The following is a 16,104-nucleotide window of genomic DNA, read 5'->3' as shown; positions in this document are numbered from 1 at the left end:
CACAATCAGCACAAGGAGCAGTGTGACGATGCGTCAAACGCCGCTGCCAGGTCTGCGTCCAGGATCCACACACGCTGCGGGTTCTTGCCGTTGAGCGTGTTGTAGATGACCCCGATCGCGTCGTGGCAGCCCCGCCCCGGGCGGAAGCCATACGACCTCGCCTCGAACCGGGCCTCCCACTCGGGTTCCAGCGCCGCCGAGACCCGAGCCTGGTGGGCCCTGTCGACGATCACGGGAATGCCGAGCGGGCGCCGTTTGCGTCCCCCCGCCTTGGGGATGAAAACCCGCCGGACCGGACGGGCCTGCCAGATGGTGCCGCGCTGCTGGATGAAGCGCGCCAGCTCTGCCTTGCCCGGGGCGGTCAGCACGACCTGACCGTCGATCCCCGCCGTCTTCCGTCCGGCGTTGACCTCCGTCACCCGGCGCACGCTGACCAGCGTGTTACTCAGGCTCCGGAGCATCAGTTTCTGCAGGTTCCTGACTTTCGCCAGGTCGCCGTCCCTCGATGCCGTGAAGATGCGCTGGCGCAGGCGACGTACGTTCTTCTCCGCCCGGTCCCAGTCGATACTGTCCCAGCCCGCGAAGAAGTCGCCCTCCGGTCCGTTCACCCCGGCCGCAGCCGTGGCGTCCAACTTGTCCTTCGGTGCTGCCGCTGTCGTCATCGTCCCTCCCCACAGGCTCACCCGGCTCACGTCAGCGTCCTTACGAACCCGGACAACGGTCCGGTATCCGGCGAGTTGGCCGGGACCGCCGCGGAGAGGCCGCCGCTCGTGCTGTCCCGGTTTCCTCTGACCTTTCGGCCTGCCGGCCTTTGCTTCTTGAGCCGTCCTGTCCCGCCGGAGACATCAGCCTTCCTCACGGTCAGCCCACCGCCGCCCATGCCAGGGCGACGGCCTCCGTCGGGGTTTCCACGTTCCGCGCGTGTGAGATGCGACCGGAGTGGGCGCCCTCTATATCCCGGGGCGGCGGTGTCCTCCCGGACGGCGTGCATATCCGCCCGGCGCCTGCCGCGTCTCAGCGGCCCGCCCTGCACCCTGCTGCTGCATCCCACCGGCAGGGCTTTTCTTCACGAGACGTCATCGAGGGTTTACGGGTGTTCGCCCGCCCGGTCTTCCCCTTGCCTGTTGCCGCCGGGTGGAACGGCGGAACTTGGGCTTCTCCCCGGAGCTCCGCACCCCGCCGTTACCAGCGACGCACGTCCGGGTGGGGACAGGCCATCGGACACGAACCCGGGGTTACCCTGTCGTCGGCGCCATCGCCGACCCCCTCTCCAAGAGCACCCACTCAACACACGCGACCTCGTGTCGCACGTGCACGCAGAAAGTGCCTTCCTGCTGTGATGACAGAAGCCCTAGACAAGCCTCATCATCCCAGCTCAGAAGGCACTTTCGCGTTCCCGCTCAAGATCCGGACGCCACCGCAAGTGAAACGCGGAGGCTAGTCGGACTCCGTGGTGTAAGTGTGCAGCCCGATCAGGAGGCCGGCGGGGTCGAGGATGTAGCACCCCCGTCCGATCCCGGGAAGGGTGAAGGGCTCCACGGCGACCGTGCCGCCACCCGCGGTGACGCGCTCCAGGCTGCCCTCCAGATCGGTCACGCGGATGACCGGGATCGCGCGCGGCTGGCCGTCGCGTGACGGCATGACGCCCGTGTCGATGCCAGGGCCGTCGCCGTGCGGGGCGACGAGGCCGGCGCGGCGAAGGGCTGGAACTGCCATCCGAACACATCCGAGAGGAATCGGTTGGTGGCCTGGAGATCGGGGCTGTTCAGCATGATTCTTGCGATGTGCCCCGAGCGTTTGCGCCCGGGAGGAATCGCATCCTCAAGCGGGCGGCACGTAGTGCCGCAGCCTTGTGTCGGCGTGGAGCGCTGTACGGCTCAGTCCGGGCGAGGGAAGTTCCCGTGTTCGAATGCGCGGGCTCGAGGGGGCCGGGTAGCGTCGCGGGTGTGAAGCTGGTGGTGCAGGTGAAACTGCTGCCGACGCCCGTGCAGGCGGCGGCACTTGAGGCGACCCTGCGCGCCTGCAACGAGGCCGCCAGCTGGGCTAGCGGTGTGGCGTTCGAAAAGGATGTGAAGCGGAATTTCGCGCTGCGCGAGCACACCTACGGTGAGATCAAGGCTCGGTGGGGGCTGGGTGCGCAGGCTGCCCAGCACGTGATCAAGAAGACGTGCGACGCGTACGCCGCATTGAAGGCGAACCTGAAGGCCGGAAACCTGGGCAAGCCCGGGTCCCGACGCTACTGCAACGCCACCGGGAAGCCGATCGCGTTCCGGCCGCAGAGCGCGCAGCCGTACGACGACCGGATGCTGTCCTGGCAAATGGCCCAGCGGCGGATCTCTATCTGGACGGTTTCGGGGCAGGTGAAGGATGTGGCGTTCACCGCCAGTGGGGAGCAGTTGGCGGCCCTGGCCCTGTACCGCAGGGACGAGTCGGATCTGCTGGTGCGGGACGGCATGTGGTTCCTGTTGGCCACGTGCGAGGTCCCCGAAGCCGCGCCGAACACGGATCCCGCAGACTTCCTCGGTATCGACCTGGGCATCGTCAACATCGCCACCACGTCCGACGGCGAGATCATGGCCGGGCGGGCGCTGAATCGGGTCCGGGTCCGGGAACGGAAGTTGCGGACCAAGCTGCAGAGGAAGAATACTCCGTCCGCCAGGCGCCGGCTGAGGAAGCGGCGGCGCAAGGAGGCGCGGCGGGCGCGGGACATCAACCACAAGATCGCGAAACATGTGGTGGCCGAGGCAGAACGCACCGGTCGCGGAATCGCCCTGGAGAATCTGGCAGGCATCCGCGAGCGGGTACGGCTTCGCAAGCCCCAACGGGCCACCCTGCACAGTTGGGCTTTTCACCAACTGGGGCAGTTCATCGCGTACAAGGCCCGCCGGGCGGGGGTGCCGGTGGTGTACGTCGATCCGGCCTACACCTCCCGCACCTGCGCCGAGTGCGGCCACCTCGACAGAACGAACCGGGTCTCGCAGGCCTGGTTCGCATGCCGGTCCTGCGGCGTCGTTGCGCACGCGGACCACAACGCCTCCCGCAACATCCGCGCCCGCGCGTGGCGGTTGTGGCGACGCGGGGTGCAGTCAACCACCCCAGCCCCACCCCCGAGACAACCGGGTGGAGCAGGACGCAAACGCAGCGTCACAGCCAGTGACGCCCGTTGTGCAAGCCCTGTCGCTTCAGCGACAGGTAGTTGACTTCGACATAGGTGACAGGCTGGTTCACGGGAGTCCTTACTGACTTCGGCGTTTTGAGGTCAGGGCGGTGGTGAGTCGAGTTGGAGTCCGGTCTCGGTCATGAAGCCGTTGAGTGTTGCGGGGCGGTACTGCAGGCTCTTGAGCCGATTGCGGACCAGGGATTCCAGCCGGTCGACCGTACCGGCGGCGAGGTTGGCCAGACTGCGCTTGCACTGCGACCACACACCCTCTACCGGGTTCAACTCCGGTGCGTACGTGGGCAGGAAGAAGACGGTCAGCCACGGGCGGGCGGCCACCAGTTGCTGCATCGCCTTCGAGACATGGGTGCTGAGCCGGTCCCAGACCAGCACGATCGGCGCCCGCAGCAGTTGGTGGGCGCCATCGACCAGCCGCATGTAGTCGGTCTCCGACAGGCTGCGCCGCTCGCCCCTGCGGCCGTGATGGACGCGGATCCGGTAGCACAGTCGGGTCCGGGAACCGGGCCGCAGTGCGATCAGGCCCGCGATGGAGATGCGGCCCGACCGGCGGCCGGACACCGTCACCACCGGGGTGCGGCCCCGCCGGCCCCAGGTGCGCCCGGTGGGCGGCCGCTGACGCTGACCGGCCTCGTCCTCGAAGCAGATCCAGCCGCCGGTGGCCGCCTGTGTCCTTTTACCTCCGGCCAGGCGCCTTCCTTCCAGGCGGTCACCGCTGCCTCGTCGCGCTCGGCAGCCCGCCGGGCGGGCTTCTGCGGGGTGAAGCCGAGTCGGCGCATCAGCCGGGTCGCCCCCGAGACGCTGTAAGAGACGTGGAACTTCCGGCCGATCAGGGTCGCCACCCGGGCACCGGTCCACACCTGGTCCTCATCCCAGCCGTGCGCGGCCGGGCCCTGCTCCAGCATGGCGGCCAGCTTCCCGCGCAGGGCCGGGCCGAGTTTGCACCGCTGCCCGCCCGGCCCGGTGGAGGCCAGGGCCGCCGGGCCGCTGGCGGCCCAGTTCCGCCGCCACTGGTAGACCGACTTCGGCGACACCCGCAGCTGCCGGGCCACCTCCGGGACGCCGGCCCCGGCCGCGAACAGCTCGGACGCCCGCAGGCGTACTGCCTCACGCCGTGCACGCTCTTTGGCGTTCATCCCGCCACCGTCTGCGTACCTCATACCTCCCGGTCTACCGCCGCATCCGGAGGACGCCAACAGGACCAGCCCCAGCCTGACCTCAAAACGCCGAAATCAGTAAGGGTTCTGTCCGGTACGCAGAGCCGGGGGCCTTATCGTGCCGGGCTGCCACGTCTGTCGCCCAGTGGGCGATGACGTGCGGAGGGGCTGCGGATTGAGTGCGTGGCATCGGTTCCGGCCCACGAGCGTGGTGTGGACAAGATCCGCGCTTTGAAGGATCTTCAGGTGCTGGGAGACGGCCCGGACGGCTGATGGGCAGCAGTTCGGCCAGCTTCCCGGTCGTCGCGGGTCCTTGCGCCAAGCGCGCCAGGAGCCTGCGACGCGAACCATCCGACACCGCCACTGGCTTCGGGTACGGCCCCCTGTCCGCGCCGCCGCCCCGTGGGGGACCCGGTCTGCCGGCGATGGGGGGCCGCCTCCGGTCCCGCCTGTCATGCCGGGCCGGCCGATGCTCCGTAGATGTGGGCCAGCGCGGCAACGGTCTTTGCGATCAGTGCCCTCAGCTCTGTGGGGGCCAGGACCTCGGCCTCCGTGCCGAGGCGCAGCAGCATGCCCGCGGCGTGCTCCACGGACTCGATCGGGATGACGACCTGAACTCGACCGTCGGGACGTGGTGGTCCGGCGGTGTCGTGGGCCGCGCGCACCACCGCCGGTTCCATGAAGTCGGGCAGCTGTTCCATGATGTGCGGTGACAACCGCACCACTGCTTCGCCCTGGTAGCGGCGTGCGTCGAACTCCTCGAGATACGACCCCCAGTGCGCGGCCAGGTCGAAGTCGTGGGGCCGGTCGAAGTGGTCCTCCAGTATCCGGATCCGCAGGATCTGGGAGATGCGGTAGGTGCGGACGGAATCCGAATGGCTTGCCGCCAGGTACCAGCGGCCGGCTTTGAGCACCAGCCCGTAGGGCTCCAGCGTCCGGGTCACCTCCTGGGGAGCTTTCCAGCGGCGGTAGCGGATCCGGATGCGCTGCTGGTGCCATACCGCGTCGACCACGGCAGCCAGGTGAGGGGTGGGCTCCGTTCGGGCGTACCAGCCGGCGGTGTCCAAATGGAACCGCTGCCGCAACACGCCGGTCCGGTCGCGCAGTTCGTTGGGCAGCGCGGCCATCAGCTTGAGCTGGGCGGTGGCGAGCACACTGCCCAGGCCGAGGTCGGCGGCCGGCCCGGGCAGTCCCGCGAGGGAGAGCGCCTCCGCCTCTTCGTGCGTCAGTCCGGTCAGCCGTGTCCGGTACCCATGCACCAGCCGGTAGCCGCCGTCGTGCCCTGGGTCGGCGTAGAGCGGGACTCCGGCCGCGGCGAGCGCCTCCATGTCCCGGTACACGGTGCGGACGGACACCTCCAGCTCGTCGGCCAGTTGCTGGGCGGTCATGCGCCCGCGGTCCTGGAGCAGCAACAGGACGGACAGCAATCGGCTCGCACGCATGAGGCGAGTCTGCCGCACTCCCCTGACACCAGGTGTCAGGGATGTCGGGCTAGGTTTCCCGCTGGACCGCACATTCAGCACACGAGAGACAGCAGAGGGCAAGGACGCATGCACTCCTCGTTCAGTCGCAGAACCGGCACCGGTGACCCCGGCTTCCCCGTGGGCACCCGCGGTGTCACGAACCGGCCGCTCGCCGCGCCGTTGACTGGAAGCACTGCGTGGGATGAGTTTCAGGGCACCGCGCCGTGTCACGGCGCCCTGTTCGACGCGGCCGCCGCGTTCGGCGAGATCGCCATACCCACCAAGGGAGTCACCGGCCTGACGCTCGGGCTGGTGGGCTTCCGCCGCAACAGTCAGGTTGCGGCATGACCGACGGACTGGCCACGCGCGAAGTCTCGGCTCAGCCGGTCGGGCGGCTGACCGTCTGGCAGGGAGCCGCGCTGTACATCGGCGCCGTCCTCGGTACGGGCGTGATCGCTCTCCCCGCGCTGGCCGCTCGGGCTGCCGGGCCGGCGTCTTTGCTGGCCTGGCTGACGCTCGTACTGATGTCGGTGCCCCTCGCCGCCACGTTCTCGGCCCTGGGCGCGCGATACCCGGACGGCGGCGGAGTCTCCACCTACGTACGGCATGCCTTCGGGGCACGGGCCGCGGCTGCGGTCGGCTGGTGCTTCTACTTCGCCGTACCGGCGGGGGCTCCGGCGGCGGGCATGTTCGCCGGCGCGTACGTGACGAGCGCCCTTGGTGGCGGTCAGCGGACGACGACGGCAACGGCGGTGGCACTGGTGATCGTGGTCGCCACGGCCAACTGGTTCGGTGTGACCGTCTCCGGCCGACTGCAGCTCGTACTCGCCGTGCTCCTCGTCACGCTGTTGCTGACCGCCGTGCTTGCGGCACTGCCTCACGCCCACGTCGCCAACCTGCGGCCGTTCGCGCCACACGGCTGGCTGGCCATCGGTCCGGCGGCGGCCTTGTTGGTCTGGAGCTTCGCAGGCTGGGAGGCGATCACCCACCTCGCCGGGGACTTCCGCCATCCGGCGCGGGACCTGCCCCGAGCCACCGGCATCGCGGTCGTGGTCGTCGGCGTTCTCTACCTCGCGGTCGCCACCGCCGGCGTGATGGTGCTCGGCCCGGCCGCCGGCACGACGGACGCCCCGCTCGCCGAACTGCTCGCCCTCGGCATCGGTGGCACCGTCCGGGTCCTCGCCGCTGCCGCCGCAGTCCTGCTGACCCTCGGCACGATGAACGCCTATTTCGCCGGCGCCGCCAGACTCGGTGCAGCGCTCGGCCGTGACGGCGCGCTGCCGGACTGGCTGGCCCGAGGCAGCAGCGTCGGCGAGGTGCCACGACGCAGCCTGGCCGTCGTCACTGCGCTGTCCGGCCTCGCTCTCGTCACCACGACGGCCGCAGGCGTCGGCCCCAGCCCACTCGTGCTTCTCACGACCGGATCGTTCGTCACCGTGTACGCGTTGGGCACGGCCGCGGCCCTACGGCTCCTGCCGCGCGGCAGCCTCGCCCGCCGCGCCGCCTTCCTTGCCCTCGTCGCAGTCTCCGCGCTCCTCGTCATGACCGGCTGGTACCTGCTCTGGCCGCTGGTCCTCACTGTGAGCGCGCTGTGTTACCTGCGCCGACGCGCCCGTGCCGACGGCCGCAAGGCGGGAAAACCAGGACAGGGACGCGTGACCCCGCGGCAGACGGGTGACGTTCCCGGCGAGCGCTGATCAGGTGGGCGCGCTGCGGAGCGGCAGGGGTGTCGACGAGGAAGGCGACGTCGGGGCGGAACGACGTCGCCTTGGTCGTTGACGAAGGCGACATCGAGGGGCTGCCCGGTGGAGCGGGTGCGGCGCAGAGCGGAGGGGCCTGCCGGGCGCGGCATGTGCGTGTCTCCCCATAGCTGCAAGTCTGCAAGGACGAGATCGAGGTCGCGGCCGGCGGCGGTGAGGTCGTAGGCGTCGCGGGGGCGGCTGCCCGGCTCCTGGTAGGTGCGGGCCTCCAGCACCCGGCCGACACAAGCGTCTTCAGACGGGCGCTGAGGACAGCCGAGGGGCCGGTCGGGCCGCACCGCATGGCCGCCGCGCCGGCACACCTCTCCCCTGGAGACCGCCACCTGGAGCGGTACGCGGGTGGAACAGGGCGCATGCGGCCGCGCCGACGAGCGGTGTGGCGCTACGGCGCGCCGCCGCTGACGAGAAATAACGTTGTGCCTGTGCAATTCGCGATCTCGATCCCACAGTTCCACGCGGATGGTGAGTTCGATCCCGCCGCGTTCCGCACCTATCTCACACGGGTCGAGCAGTTGGGCTTCGACAGCGCCTGGACGCAGGAACAGACACTGGGTTTCAGTCCGCAGCTCGGACCGATGGAGACCATGACCTACGCCGCTGCCTGCACGGAGCGGCTGCGTCTCGGATGCGTGGTCTTCGTGTCCACGCTGCACAGTCCGGTGCACTTGGCCAAGAGCATCAGTTCGCTGGACCAGATCAGCCGAGGCAGGATCGAGGTCGGCTTCGGTACGGGCGGCAAGCAGCGGCCGTTCGCGGCTTTCGGTGTCGACCAGGAGCGTTACGTCGCGCGCTTCTGGGAGGGCGTCGAGCTGATGACCCGGCTGTGGCGCGACGACCGGGTCGACTTCTCCGGCGAGTTCTGGCAGTTGACCGACGCCGGCATGGAACCGAAACCGTTCCAGAAGCCCTCCCCACCGGTGTGGTTCGGCGGGAGCGGGCGCATCGCGTTGCGACGCGCCGTGACGAGTGGCCTGTTCAGCGGCTTCTTCGGTGCGGGACAGGTCCAGACGGCGAAGTTCGCCGATCAGATCGAGATCGTACGGCAGGCACTGGCCGAGTCCGGCAGGCCGACGGATGACTTCCGTATCGCCAAGCGTATCTACATCGCGCTGGACGACGATGCGCAGCGGGCCCGCAACCGGATCAACGCTGCGCTGGCCGCGCTCTACATGAAGCAGTCACCTGACATCGAGGCCGCCGCGATCGCGGGAACGCCAGGGGAATGTGCACGCCAGTTGCGTGACGTCGTCGCTGCCGGCGCGGAACTCATCTTGTTCACGCCGCTTTTCGACCCCGCCGAACACCTCGAACGGCTGGCCGCTGAGGTCATCCCGGAATTTGCTGCGTCCGGCCACGGTTCCGGCTGAGGCAAAGGGGATCGACGCCGGGTGGACCGCCTACGGCAACGCGTAGGCCCGCCTGGTGGCCGCGCCGAAGAATGCCCGAGCGGCCTTGACAGGTTCCTGTTGCCCAGGCGTGGGCGCATTCCAAGACGACGTCCAGCCATACCTCGTCGTTCATCTCGCCGTTCACCGGCGTGAATAGCGTCTCGGATCATGGACAACCGTCACAACAGCGCCGCAGGCATGACGCGACGCGGGCTCATCGTCGGCGCTGTCGCCGCCGGGCTCGCCGCGACCGGCAGCGGCGTCGCAACCGCCAGTACCGCCCAGGAGAGCAGACCCGGGCAGCTCGGGGACACCCCCGCCTCCCCCGTCGCGGCGTCGAACAAGCGATTCGGATACACAGTTCCGACGTACCAGACGACCGTACCCGGGGAGTCGGTCGAGGCCGATCGGGTGGACTGCCCCGTGGCACCCGGGATCGTCCTGACCTCCTTCGACACCTTCGGCCGTACCGGCTGGATGCGGGTCCATGTACTCAACGCCGACCTGGCCGACGGGTCGGTCGGCGTGGACCTGATCGCCGACAAGGTGAGCGAGGCACGGGCGCTGTCGCAGGCGGCCGGCGCCCAGCATGCGGTCGCCGCCGTCAACGGTGACTACTTCAACATCACCGAGACCAACACGGCCGAGGGGCCGGAGATCAAGAGCGGCGAGCTCCGCAAGGGCACGAACCAGTCGTCGACCGTCGCGGCGATCGGCGCGGACCGGGTCGCCCGGCTCGCCGATCTCATGCTCACCGGTACGGTCACCGTGGCCGGCACCCAGCGGCCGCTCGCCGCGCTCAACTCGTCCACCGTGCCGGCCGACGGCATCGCCGTGTTCACCCCGCTGTGGGGGCCGGGCGACCGCACGCTCATCCACGATGCGGGTCCCTACACCGAACTCGTCATCGTGAGCGGCAAGGTCACCGCGGTCAACAGCAAGATCACCGATACGGCCGTACCGGACGGCGGTCTGATCGTCCTCGGTCGCGGCGCCGCCTCCGGCCAGCTGGCCACCGCCCGGCCGGGTGACACCGTCACCGTAGGGTTCAAGCCGCAGAGCGACACGACCGCCCAGCTGCGCATGGCGCTCGGCAGCGGGTCGGTGCTGGTCCGCAACGGTGCCGCGATCGACTTTCCGCCCAGCACGGGCAACGACGCGCCCAAGCCCCGCACGGCCATCGGCTGGCTGGACGGCGGGCACAGGCTTCTGCTGGTCGCGGTCGACGGCTCGGCGAACTTCTCCCCCGGCCTCAGCTTCGACGACATGGCCAAGCTCATGGTGCGCCTCGGCGCCACCGAGGCATTCATGCTCGACGGCGGCGGCTCCACCGAACTGGTCGCCCGACGACCCGGCGACGCCGGGGCGGGAGTCATCAACACTCCGTCGGACGGGAACGAGCGGCCGGTGCCGAACGGCGTCGGCCTGTTCGCGCCGCAGGGCTCGGGCACCCTGCGGGGACTGGACGTACGCCCCCAGGCCGACCGTGTGGTTCCCGGCCTCACCCTGGACGTTGCGGTCGCCGGTTACGACGAGACGTGGGCCCCCGTCGCGGTCGACAAGCAGCCGGTCAAGTGGACGGCCGAGCCGGGCTCACTCGGCAGGGCACGAGACGGCGTCTTCCGCGCCAAGCGGCCGGGATCCGGGACGCTGCGCGCCCGTTCCGGCTCCGCGGACGGCGAGCACGAGCTGCGCGTCGTCGGCGATCTGCACCGGTTGGCCTTCACCCAGCGTGCGATCACCATCGACCCGGACGCGACGGCGCACGTCAGGCTCACCGGGTACGACGCCGACGGATTCGACGCACCGGTGGCACCGCGCGATGTGACGCTCGACTACGACAAGTCCGTGATCACGGTGACGGCCGAGTCCGACGGAAGCCTCGCCATCACCGGCGGTTCGGACGCGGGCGGCAAGGCGGTGACCCTCACGGCGACGGTGGAGGGGGTGACGGCCAAGCTTCCGGTGACGGTGGGTCTGATCGATGTCTCGCTGGCCGAGTTCGAGCCAGCCGAACGCTGGACGGCGGCCTCCGCCCGGGGTACCGCGTCGGTCGCCTTCGTCGCTGCCCCGGACCGACCCGGCGCCGCCGCGGACAACCACGCCCTGCGGCTCACCTACGACTTCACCGGGCAGTCCAGCACCTCTGCGGCCTACGCGGTGGCCGGCGCCGGTCCGATCACGCTGCCCACCGGGGCGAAGAAGCTCGCGCTGTGGGTCAACGGCGACGGCCAGAAGCACTGGCTGCGCGCCATGATGTCCTCGCAGGGCACCACCAACGTGCCGTTCACCTTCGCTCTCACCGTCGACTGGACGGGCTGGCGCCGGGTCGTCGGCGACATACCCGCCGGCTTCTCGGAGCCCATCACGCTGCAGCGTGTCTACATCGCCGAGACGTCGCAGACCAACAAGAACGCCGGCCAACTGGAGTTCGACGCGCTCGCCGCGCAGGTCGGGCAGCAGGCCGACACCAGTGAGCCGCCGCAGCCGGATCCCTACGTGGTCGAGCAGGGCGGCGTTCCTGAGGACCGGTGGACGTTCGCCGTCCTGTCCGACCTCCACATCAGCGCGGCCGCCGGCCTGAACTCCTTCTCGGGGCGGCAGGCCGCCATCGCGCTGGACCAGGCCGTGGCTGGCAAGCCCGACTTCATCCTCATCAACGGCGACTTCGTCGACAACAACACCCCCGCCGACTTCGAGCTCGCCAACGGACTGCTGCGCGACCACGTACCGAGCGACCTGCCCGTGTACTGGACGCCGGGCAACCACGAGGCCGGCCTGTCGGAGACCGGCGGGCTCGAGGCGTTCCTCACCGCGACCGGCCGTCCCAACCGGATGGTCTTCGACCACAAGGGCACCCGCTTCATCCTGCTGGACTCCCACACCGGCGACATGCGGACGTCGGACTGGGACCAGGTTCCGCTGCTGCAGTCCGAGTTGGCGAAGGCGGCGAAGGACTCCTCGGTCACCGGCGTCGTGGTCTCGTTCCACCACCCCCTGCACGACCCGTCCGGCGCCGCGGCCTCACAGCTGTCCGACCAGCTCGAGGCGGACCTCCTCAAGCGCTGGCTGGCGGACTTCCGGGAGAACTCCGGCAAGCCGATCTCGCTGTTCACCGGTCACGCGCACACCGCGTCGGTGACCCGCGCCGACGGTGTGCTCGAGGTCACCACTCCGGCTGTGGGCAAGACGCCGTACAGCTCGCCCGACCAGGGCGGGTTCTTCGGCTGGATGCACGTCGGAGTCGACCGGCGGCCCGCTCGGGTGAAGGCCGGGCAGCCCAGCCCGGAAACCCGGGACTGGCTGCAGGCGGAGAGCCGGCCGCTGATCGACAAGATCGAGCTGTCGGCCCCCGACCAGGTCGCGGTGGGCCACTCGGCGACGGTCTCCGCGACGGGCATCACGAGCGAATTCGGCCTCAGGTTCCCGCTGCGCTTCCCCGCGACGGTCACCTGGGGCGGCGACTCCGGGCTCGTCGTCGTGGACTCGGCGTCCGAGGCGAAGCGCGCCGAGGGGAGGCCGAGGACCCTGGCCGTGCTCGACCTGACGTCCGGCACGCTGACCGCGGTGCGGCCCGGGACGATCACCCTCACGGTCACCTCGGGCGGCCAGACGGCCTCGGCGACCGTCACGCTCGCCTAAGAGCCATCACGTAATGCTGTGATGTCCGCCCGATGTCTGTGCGGGGCTGGCATGCCTGGGTGGCGTGCCGGCTCCGTGCAGCCGGCTGTTCCGACGTGGGCCTTGTGCCGCTCGTTGGCGGGTCGGGTCTCATTCGGGGTAAGTCCGGTACCGGGTGGTGGTGTTTTGTCGAGCAGAGGCCCGTGGCGGGAAGCATCCGGCTTGTGGGCTGCCGCGTGGGTGCGGCCCCGGCTGGGGCGGGCACCGCGCTGCGGTTGACTCGACAGGGCTTCTTGCAGCCCTTCATGGAACACGATCTGTGTGTGGCGCGCCTGGACTCTGTCCAGGCGCGCGGTGCTTGGGCGGTCGGGGTCGGTGAGGTGGACGTGGGCGCAGAGGGCGGCGGAGACCTTGTCTCGGTCGCCGGTCAGCCCGCAGGCGGGGCAGTGGTGGATGCGGTCGGCGAGGGTTTTAACGACCTTTTCGCCGCAGAAGCAGGCCTGGGAGAGTGTGGTGGTGAAGGTGGAGGCCCGGAGCATCCGCCCGCCGGTCTTCTCGCATTCCCGGCCAAGAGCGGTGATGAGCCGTCCGGGTGTGGTGGCCTGCAGTGCTTTGCCCCACCTGCGGTACCAGGTGCGGATATCGCAGTCCTCGACGATCAGGTTCGCGCCGTGCTCGGCGGTGATCTCTTCGGCGATGCGGCGGGCGCGGTGGTCTTTTGCCGCAGCCTGCGTGGCCGCGGCTTCGGCAAGGCGAGCCCGGTCGAGCCGGAAGCCGGCTGACAGGCTGTCGCGCCGGTAGGGCTGCTTGGGCACCCCAGCCTTGTTCGCTGCCCTTGCCCCGCCGGGCGTTTCGACGATCCGTTGGGGAAGGCCCGCGGCCTGGCGCCTTTCGGCCCGGGCCTGTTGGCGTTTCGATGGCCGGTACTGGCCGGGGTTGGACGCTCGGCGGGAGCGGTCCAGGGCGCGCCTGCGGCCGCGGTCCTTGCGGCGGGCTTTCGCCAGCGCGGCAAGCTCCGCGTCGCTTGGCTCGATGCGGGTTGTTTCGACGTCGCCGTCGGCGGGGTCGAAGGTGTGGGGAAGGAGACGATGGAGAGGTTGGAGACGTTGCCGTCGATGCCACCGACCCGCTCGAGTGCGGCCGCCGCCGCACGCCGGGCCTTCGTGGCGGGGGACGCGTAGCCGCCGGTCAGGACCATCAGGTGGGCTTCGTAGGCCCACCCGCCCGGCGCTGAGGTGTCGCGGCGGCGCACGAGGTCGATCTTGTGCCAGGTACCGGGATTGGTCAGGAAGTGCACCAGGCGCGGCCAGCGACCCGAACCCGAGGGCAGCCGGACGGACAGGACCAGGTCACCACGACGTGAACCGGCGCCGCCGGTGAACACGACGACCAAAGGCCCGGTGTGGTCCCACCACGTCGCGGCCCGCGTCTTCGTCGTGTCCTTCGCCGTCACCTCGCCCGTCTGAATACGTCCCGTAGGGCGCATAGGAGCAGGCAGGTGCCGAGGCTGCTCGAGCACCCCGGTCCCTGCAGAAAGCGCGGCAGCCTGCTCCGGGGTGGTGACCGTATGGTCGAGGTTGCGGTTGCGGTAGGTGTCCAGGTGCCCGGCCAGGGTGCCGTGCAGCCGGAAGGTCTCCCACTTCCGCGAGATGGTGTGGGAGCGGGCGCGGCCTGGGATGCGGGTGTAGTCCCACCACCGGCCCGCGCGGGGCCGGCCGTGCCTGCGGCCGGAAGAGTCCGGGAGCAGATGCCGGCTCACGGAAGTCTCGAAGACCTCGTCGGCCTGGTGCATCACCAGTGCTTTGGTGACGTGATGGGCGAGGTGCCTGGAGTTTTCCATGTGCCGGTAGGCGCGGCGTTCCATCCCTTCCCGGGACAGACCCAGCTGAAGCCGCCAGACTTTCGCGTCCCTCTCGCGGCGGACATCGCCAGCCCAGTACGCGTCGACGGCATCCCGCCCATCACGCTGCAGTGCGCGTTTGACGGACCGCATCGCCCAGAACAGACCCTCGGTCCGGTGCCGGATGCCGGGATCGTGGACATCCAGCGGCAGACGGATCACCGCAAGCTCGATGTCCGCGCCTCGCGTCCAGCGCTTCCCCTTGTTCCTTCCCCGGTATCGACGAGCAGGAGCAGCATCGAAGCAGGCCGCGGTCTCACACAGTTCTGCGGTCACCGATGCTCCACCTCCTTCTTCGCCCCATGCCGGACGCCGTCACCTGTCCGCCGCTTGACCAGCACGGCAACCAACGCCAAGCTACAGAACCCCACTGACAACGCCCCGTGCCACGACAAGACTTCGGTCTCTACGAAATGCCTGCACCCGCTACCGAGTTGATGTGGGATGCTGTCGATCGCCAGGTGCCGTGGCGGTCGTCGGGAGGGGCGCGGCGTGGGAGAGAACGGCCTGCGGGCTGAGGACATCGACACCACCAGGCCGCACCCCGCGCGGATCTACGACTATCTGCTGGGTGGCAAGGACCACTACGAGGTGGACCGGCTGGCCGGCGACGAACTCGCCGCCGCGGCGCCTGAGGTGCGGATCGGCATGCGGGCCAACCGCGCCTTCCTCCGACGCGCAGTCCGCCACGTGGTCGGCAACGGCGTCCGCCAGATCCTCGACATCGGCACCGGGCTGCCCACCTCTCCGAACGTGCACGAGGTCGCCCAGGAAGTGGCGCCCGACACGCGCGTCGCCTACGTCGACAACGATCCGATCGTGAAGGCCCACGCCGACGCGCTGCTCGGCCACTCCGGCACGACCAGCACTGTACTCGCCGACCTGCGCGATCCGCAGGCCGTCGTGGACCATCCCGACGTCCGCCGAGTGATCGACTTCGGGGAACCGGTCGCCCTGCTCCTCGTCGCCGTCCTCCACTTCCTCACCGACACGGAGAAGCCCGGGCAGGTCGTCGCCACCCTGCGCGACTCGCTGCCGGCGGGCAGCTTCCTGGTGCTGTCGCACGCCACGGGTGACTTCGCCGATCGCAGCAAGGCCCAAACCGTCTACAACAGGGCCAGCGCCACGCTGAATCTGCGGTCCCACACCGAGGTCGAGGGACTCTTCGACGGCTTCGAACTCGTCGAACCCGGCCTGGTCCAGGTCCCGTTCTGGCAACCGGACACTCCCCCGCCGGCCAGATCAGGCGAGATCGGGTTCTACGGAGGTGTCGCCCGCAAGACGGGCTGACCTCGTAGGCCGCCTCAGCGTGCGGCCGCCCGGCAGCCGACTCCGCCACCCCACGCCCTGTGTCCGCACGGGATCGCGGACGTCATCTGGCGGGCCGGTCCAGGACGTCTACGGGCAGCATCCCCTCCGCGGCAGCCCAACTGGCCAGCAGTTCGAGGGCGTCTGCGTCGGAAGAGCCCGGTTCCGCGCTCATGACCGTCAGGCTCAGTGAGGGTTCCGCGGGCAGCTGCATGGCGTCGAAGGCGAGGGTGAGGTCGCCGACGACGGGAGCTCGCCGAGGCGCTGACCCACCTGGCCTTCTACGCCGGCCGGCCCACCGCCATGACCGCCGTCACCCAGCTGAGGAGCCT

At 69.8% G+C, this 16,104-nt stretch carries 11 protein-coding genes and 3 pseudogenes; 6 read left to right on the top strand and 8 right to left on the bottom strand.

From position 1 onward, the window contains the following. Nucleotides 1-20 precede the first annotated feature (20 nt). Nucleotides 21-662: pseudogene (locus ACQEXA_RS49660) on the bottom strand (reverse transcriptase N-terminal domain-containing protein); the annotation flags it as partial. 775 nt (nucleotides 663-1,437) lie between these two features. Further along, nucleotides 1,438-1,716, bottom strand: a complete 279-nt coding sequence (locus ACQEXA_RS49655; RefSeq protein WP_433133177.1) for a VOC family protein — start codon at nucleotides 1,714-1,716, stop codon at nucleotides 1,438-1,440. Nucleotides 1,717-1,946: 230 nt separating this feature from the next. On the opposite strand from ACQEXA_RS49655, the gene ACQEXA_RS49650 reads away from it, so the two are divergent. Next, nucleotides 1,947-3,200 carry an RNA-guided endonuclease InsQ/TnpB family protein gene (locus ACQEXA_RS49650; RefSeq protein WP_433133175.1) on the top strand — a complete coding sequence of 418 codons (1,254 nt, stop codon included), beginning with the start codon at nucleotides 1,947-1,949 and terminating at the stop codon, nucleotides 3,198-3,200. A 59-nt stretch (nucleotides 3,201-3,259) separates the two neighbouring features. Here the strand turns inward: ACQEXA_RS49650 and ACQEXA_RS49645 are convergent, their stop codons facing one another. The 3 genes and pseudogenes from ACQEXA_RS49645 to ACQEXA_RS49635 all read right to left on the bottom strand — a co-directional run bounded on the left by ACQEXA_RS49645 (nucleotide 3,260) and on the right by ACQEXA_RS49635 (nucleotide 5,774). Beyond that, nucleotides 3,260-4,033: an IS630 family transposase gene (locus ACQEXA_RS49645; protein ID WP_432921848.1), complete on the bottom strand. Its 774-nt coding sequence runs from the start codon at nucleotides 4,031-4,033 to the stop codon at nucleotides 3,260-3,262. Further along, a pseudogene (locus tag ACQEXA_RS49640) lies at nucleotides 3,931-4,311 on the bottom strand (helix-turn-helix domain-containing protein); the annotation flags it as partial. The pseudogene ACQEXA_RS49640 and the gene ACQEXA_RS49645, both read right to left, overlap by 103 nt. Nucleotides 4,312-4,784: 473 nt before the next feature. After that, a complete protein-coding gene (locus tag ACQEXA_RS49635) occupies nucleotides 4,785-5,774 on the bottom strand; it encodes a helix-turn-helix transcriptional regulator (RefSeq protein ID WP_433133173.1) in 990 nt (329 codons plus the stop codon). Between the two features lie 108 nt (nucleotides 5,775-5,882). Here ACQEXA_RS49635 and ACQEXA_RS49630 point away from each other — a divergent pair, with 108 nt between their 5' ends. The 4 genes from ACQEXA_RS49630 (at nucleotide 5,883) to ACQEXA_RS49615 (ending at nucleotide 12,585) form a co-directional block, all read left to right on the top strand. Then, entirely contained in the window at nucleotides 5,883-6,143 is a 261-nt protein-coding gene (locus ACQEXA_RS49630; RefSeq protein WP_432923600.1) for a hypothetical protein, read from the top strand. Beyond that, nucleotides 6,140-7,492 carry an APC family permease gene (locus tag ACQEXA_RS49625; protein ID WP_433133171.1) on the top strand — a complete coding sequence of 451 codons (1,353 nt, stop codon included), beginning with the start codon at nucleotides 6,140-6,142 and terminating at the stop codon, nucleotides 7,490-7,492. Before ACQEXA_RS49630 ends, ACQEXA_RS49625 begins: the two co-directional genes overlap by 4 nt. 437 nt (nucleotides 7,493-7,929) lie before the next feature. Beyond that, nucleotides 7,930-8,922: an LLM class flavin-dependent oxidoreductase gene (locus ACQEXA_RS49620; protein WP_433133169.1), complete on the top strand. Its 993-nt coding sequence runs from the start codon at nucleotides 7,930-7,932 to the stop codon at nucleotides 8,920-8,922. Nucleotides 8,923-9,111: 189 nt separating this feature from the next. After that, a complete protein-coding gene (locus ACQEXA_RS49615; protein ID WP_433133167.1) occupies nucleotides 9,112-12,585 on the top strand; it encodes a phosphodiester glycosidase family protein in 3,474 nt (1,157 codons plus the stop codon). On the opposite strand, the gene ACQEXA_RS49610 is transcribed toward ACQEXA_RS49615, so the two are convergent. Both ACQEXA_RS49610 and ACQEXA_RS49605 read right to left on the bottom strand, forming a co-directional pair. Beyond that, nucleotides 12,582-13,103 carry a hypothetical protein gene (locus ACQEXA_RS49610; protein WP_433134775.1) on the bottom strand — a complete coding sequence of 174 codons (522 nt, stop codon included), beginning with the start codon at nucleotides 13,101-13,103 and terminating at the stop codon, nucleotides 12,582-12,584. The two genes, ACQEXA_RS49615 and ACQEXA_RS49610, sit on opposite strands and share 4 nt — an antisense overlap. Before the next feature lie 119 nt (nucleotides 13,104-13,222). Continuing rightward, complete coding sequence (locus ACQEXA_RS49605; RefSeq protein ID WP_433133165.1) at nucleotides 13,223-14,740, bottom strand: hypothetical protein; 1,518 nt, start codon at nucleotides 14,738-14,740, stop codon at nucleotides 13,223-13,225. Between the two features lie 216 nt (nucleotides 14,741-14,956). Between ACQEXA_RS49605 and ACQEXA_RS49600 the strand changes: the two genes are divergently transcribed. Continuing rightward, a complete protein-coding gene (locus tag ACQEXA_RS49600) occupies nucleotides 14,957-15,754 on the top strand; it encodes an SAM-dependent methyltransferase (protein ID WP_433133163.1) in 798 nt (265 codons plus the stop codon). A gap of 205 nt (nucleotides 15,755-15,959) precedes the next feature. Here the strand turns inward: ACQEXA_RS49600 and ACQEXA_RS49595 are convergent. After that, nucleotides 15,960-16,022: pseudogene (locus tag ACQEXA_RS49595) on the bottom strand (hypothetical protein); the annotation flags it as partial. Nucleotides 16,023-16,104 lie beyond the last annotated feature (82 nt).

Origin of the sequence: Streptomyces sp. CA-106110, from assembly GCF_050936285.1 — a bacterium.
Taxonomy (GTDB): Bacteria; Actinomycetota; Actinomycetes; order Streptomycetales; family Streptomycetaceae; genus Streptomyces.
Note: the sequence above shows the minus strand (reverse complement) of the source record. Positions and strands in the feature narration are given on the sequence as shown.

Coding starts and splice junctions, on each gene's coding strand:
- ACQEXA_RS49625 (WP_433133171.1), top strand. CDS start 6,140: ATGACCGACGGACTGGCCACGCGCGAAGTCTCGGCTCAGCCGGTCGGG.
- ACQEXA_RS49655 (WP_433133177.1), bottom strand. CDS start 1,716: ATGGCAGTTCCAGCCCTTCGCCGCGCCGGCCTCGTCGCCCCGCACGGC.
- ACQEXA_RS49610 (WP_433134775.1), bottom strand. CDS start 13,103: ATGCTCCGGGCCTCCACCTTCACCACCACACTCTCCCAGGCCTGCTTC.
- ACQEXA_RS49615 (WP_433133167.1), top strand. CDS start 9,112: ATGGACAACCGTCACAACAGCGCCGCAGGCATGACGCGACGCGGGCTC.
- ACQEXA_RS49630 (WP_432923600.1), top strand. CDS start 5,883: ATGCACTCCTCGTTCAGTCGCAGAACCGGCACCGGTGACCCCGGCTTC.
- ACQEXA_RS49635 (WP_433133173.1), bottom strand. CDS start 5,774: ATGCGTGCGAGCCGATTGCTGTCCGTCCTGTTGCTGCTCCAGGACCGC.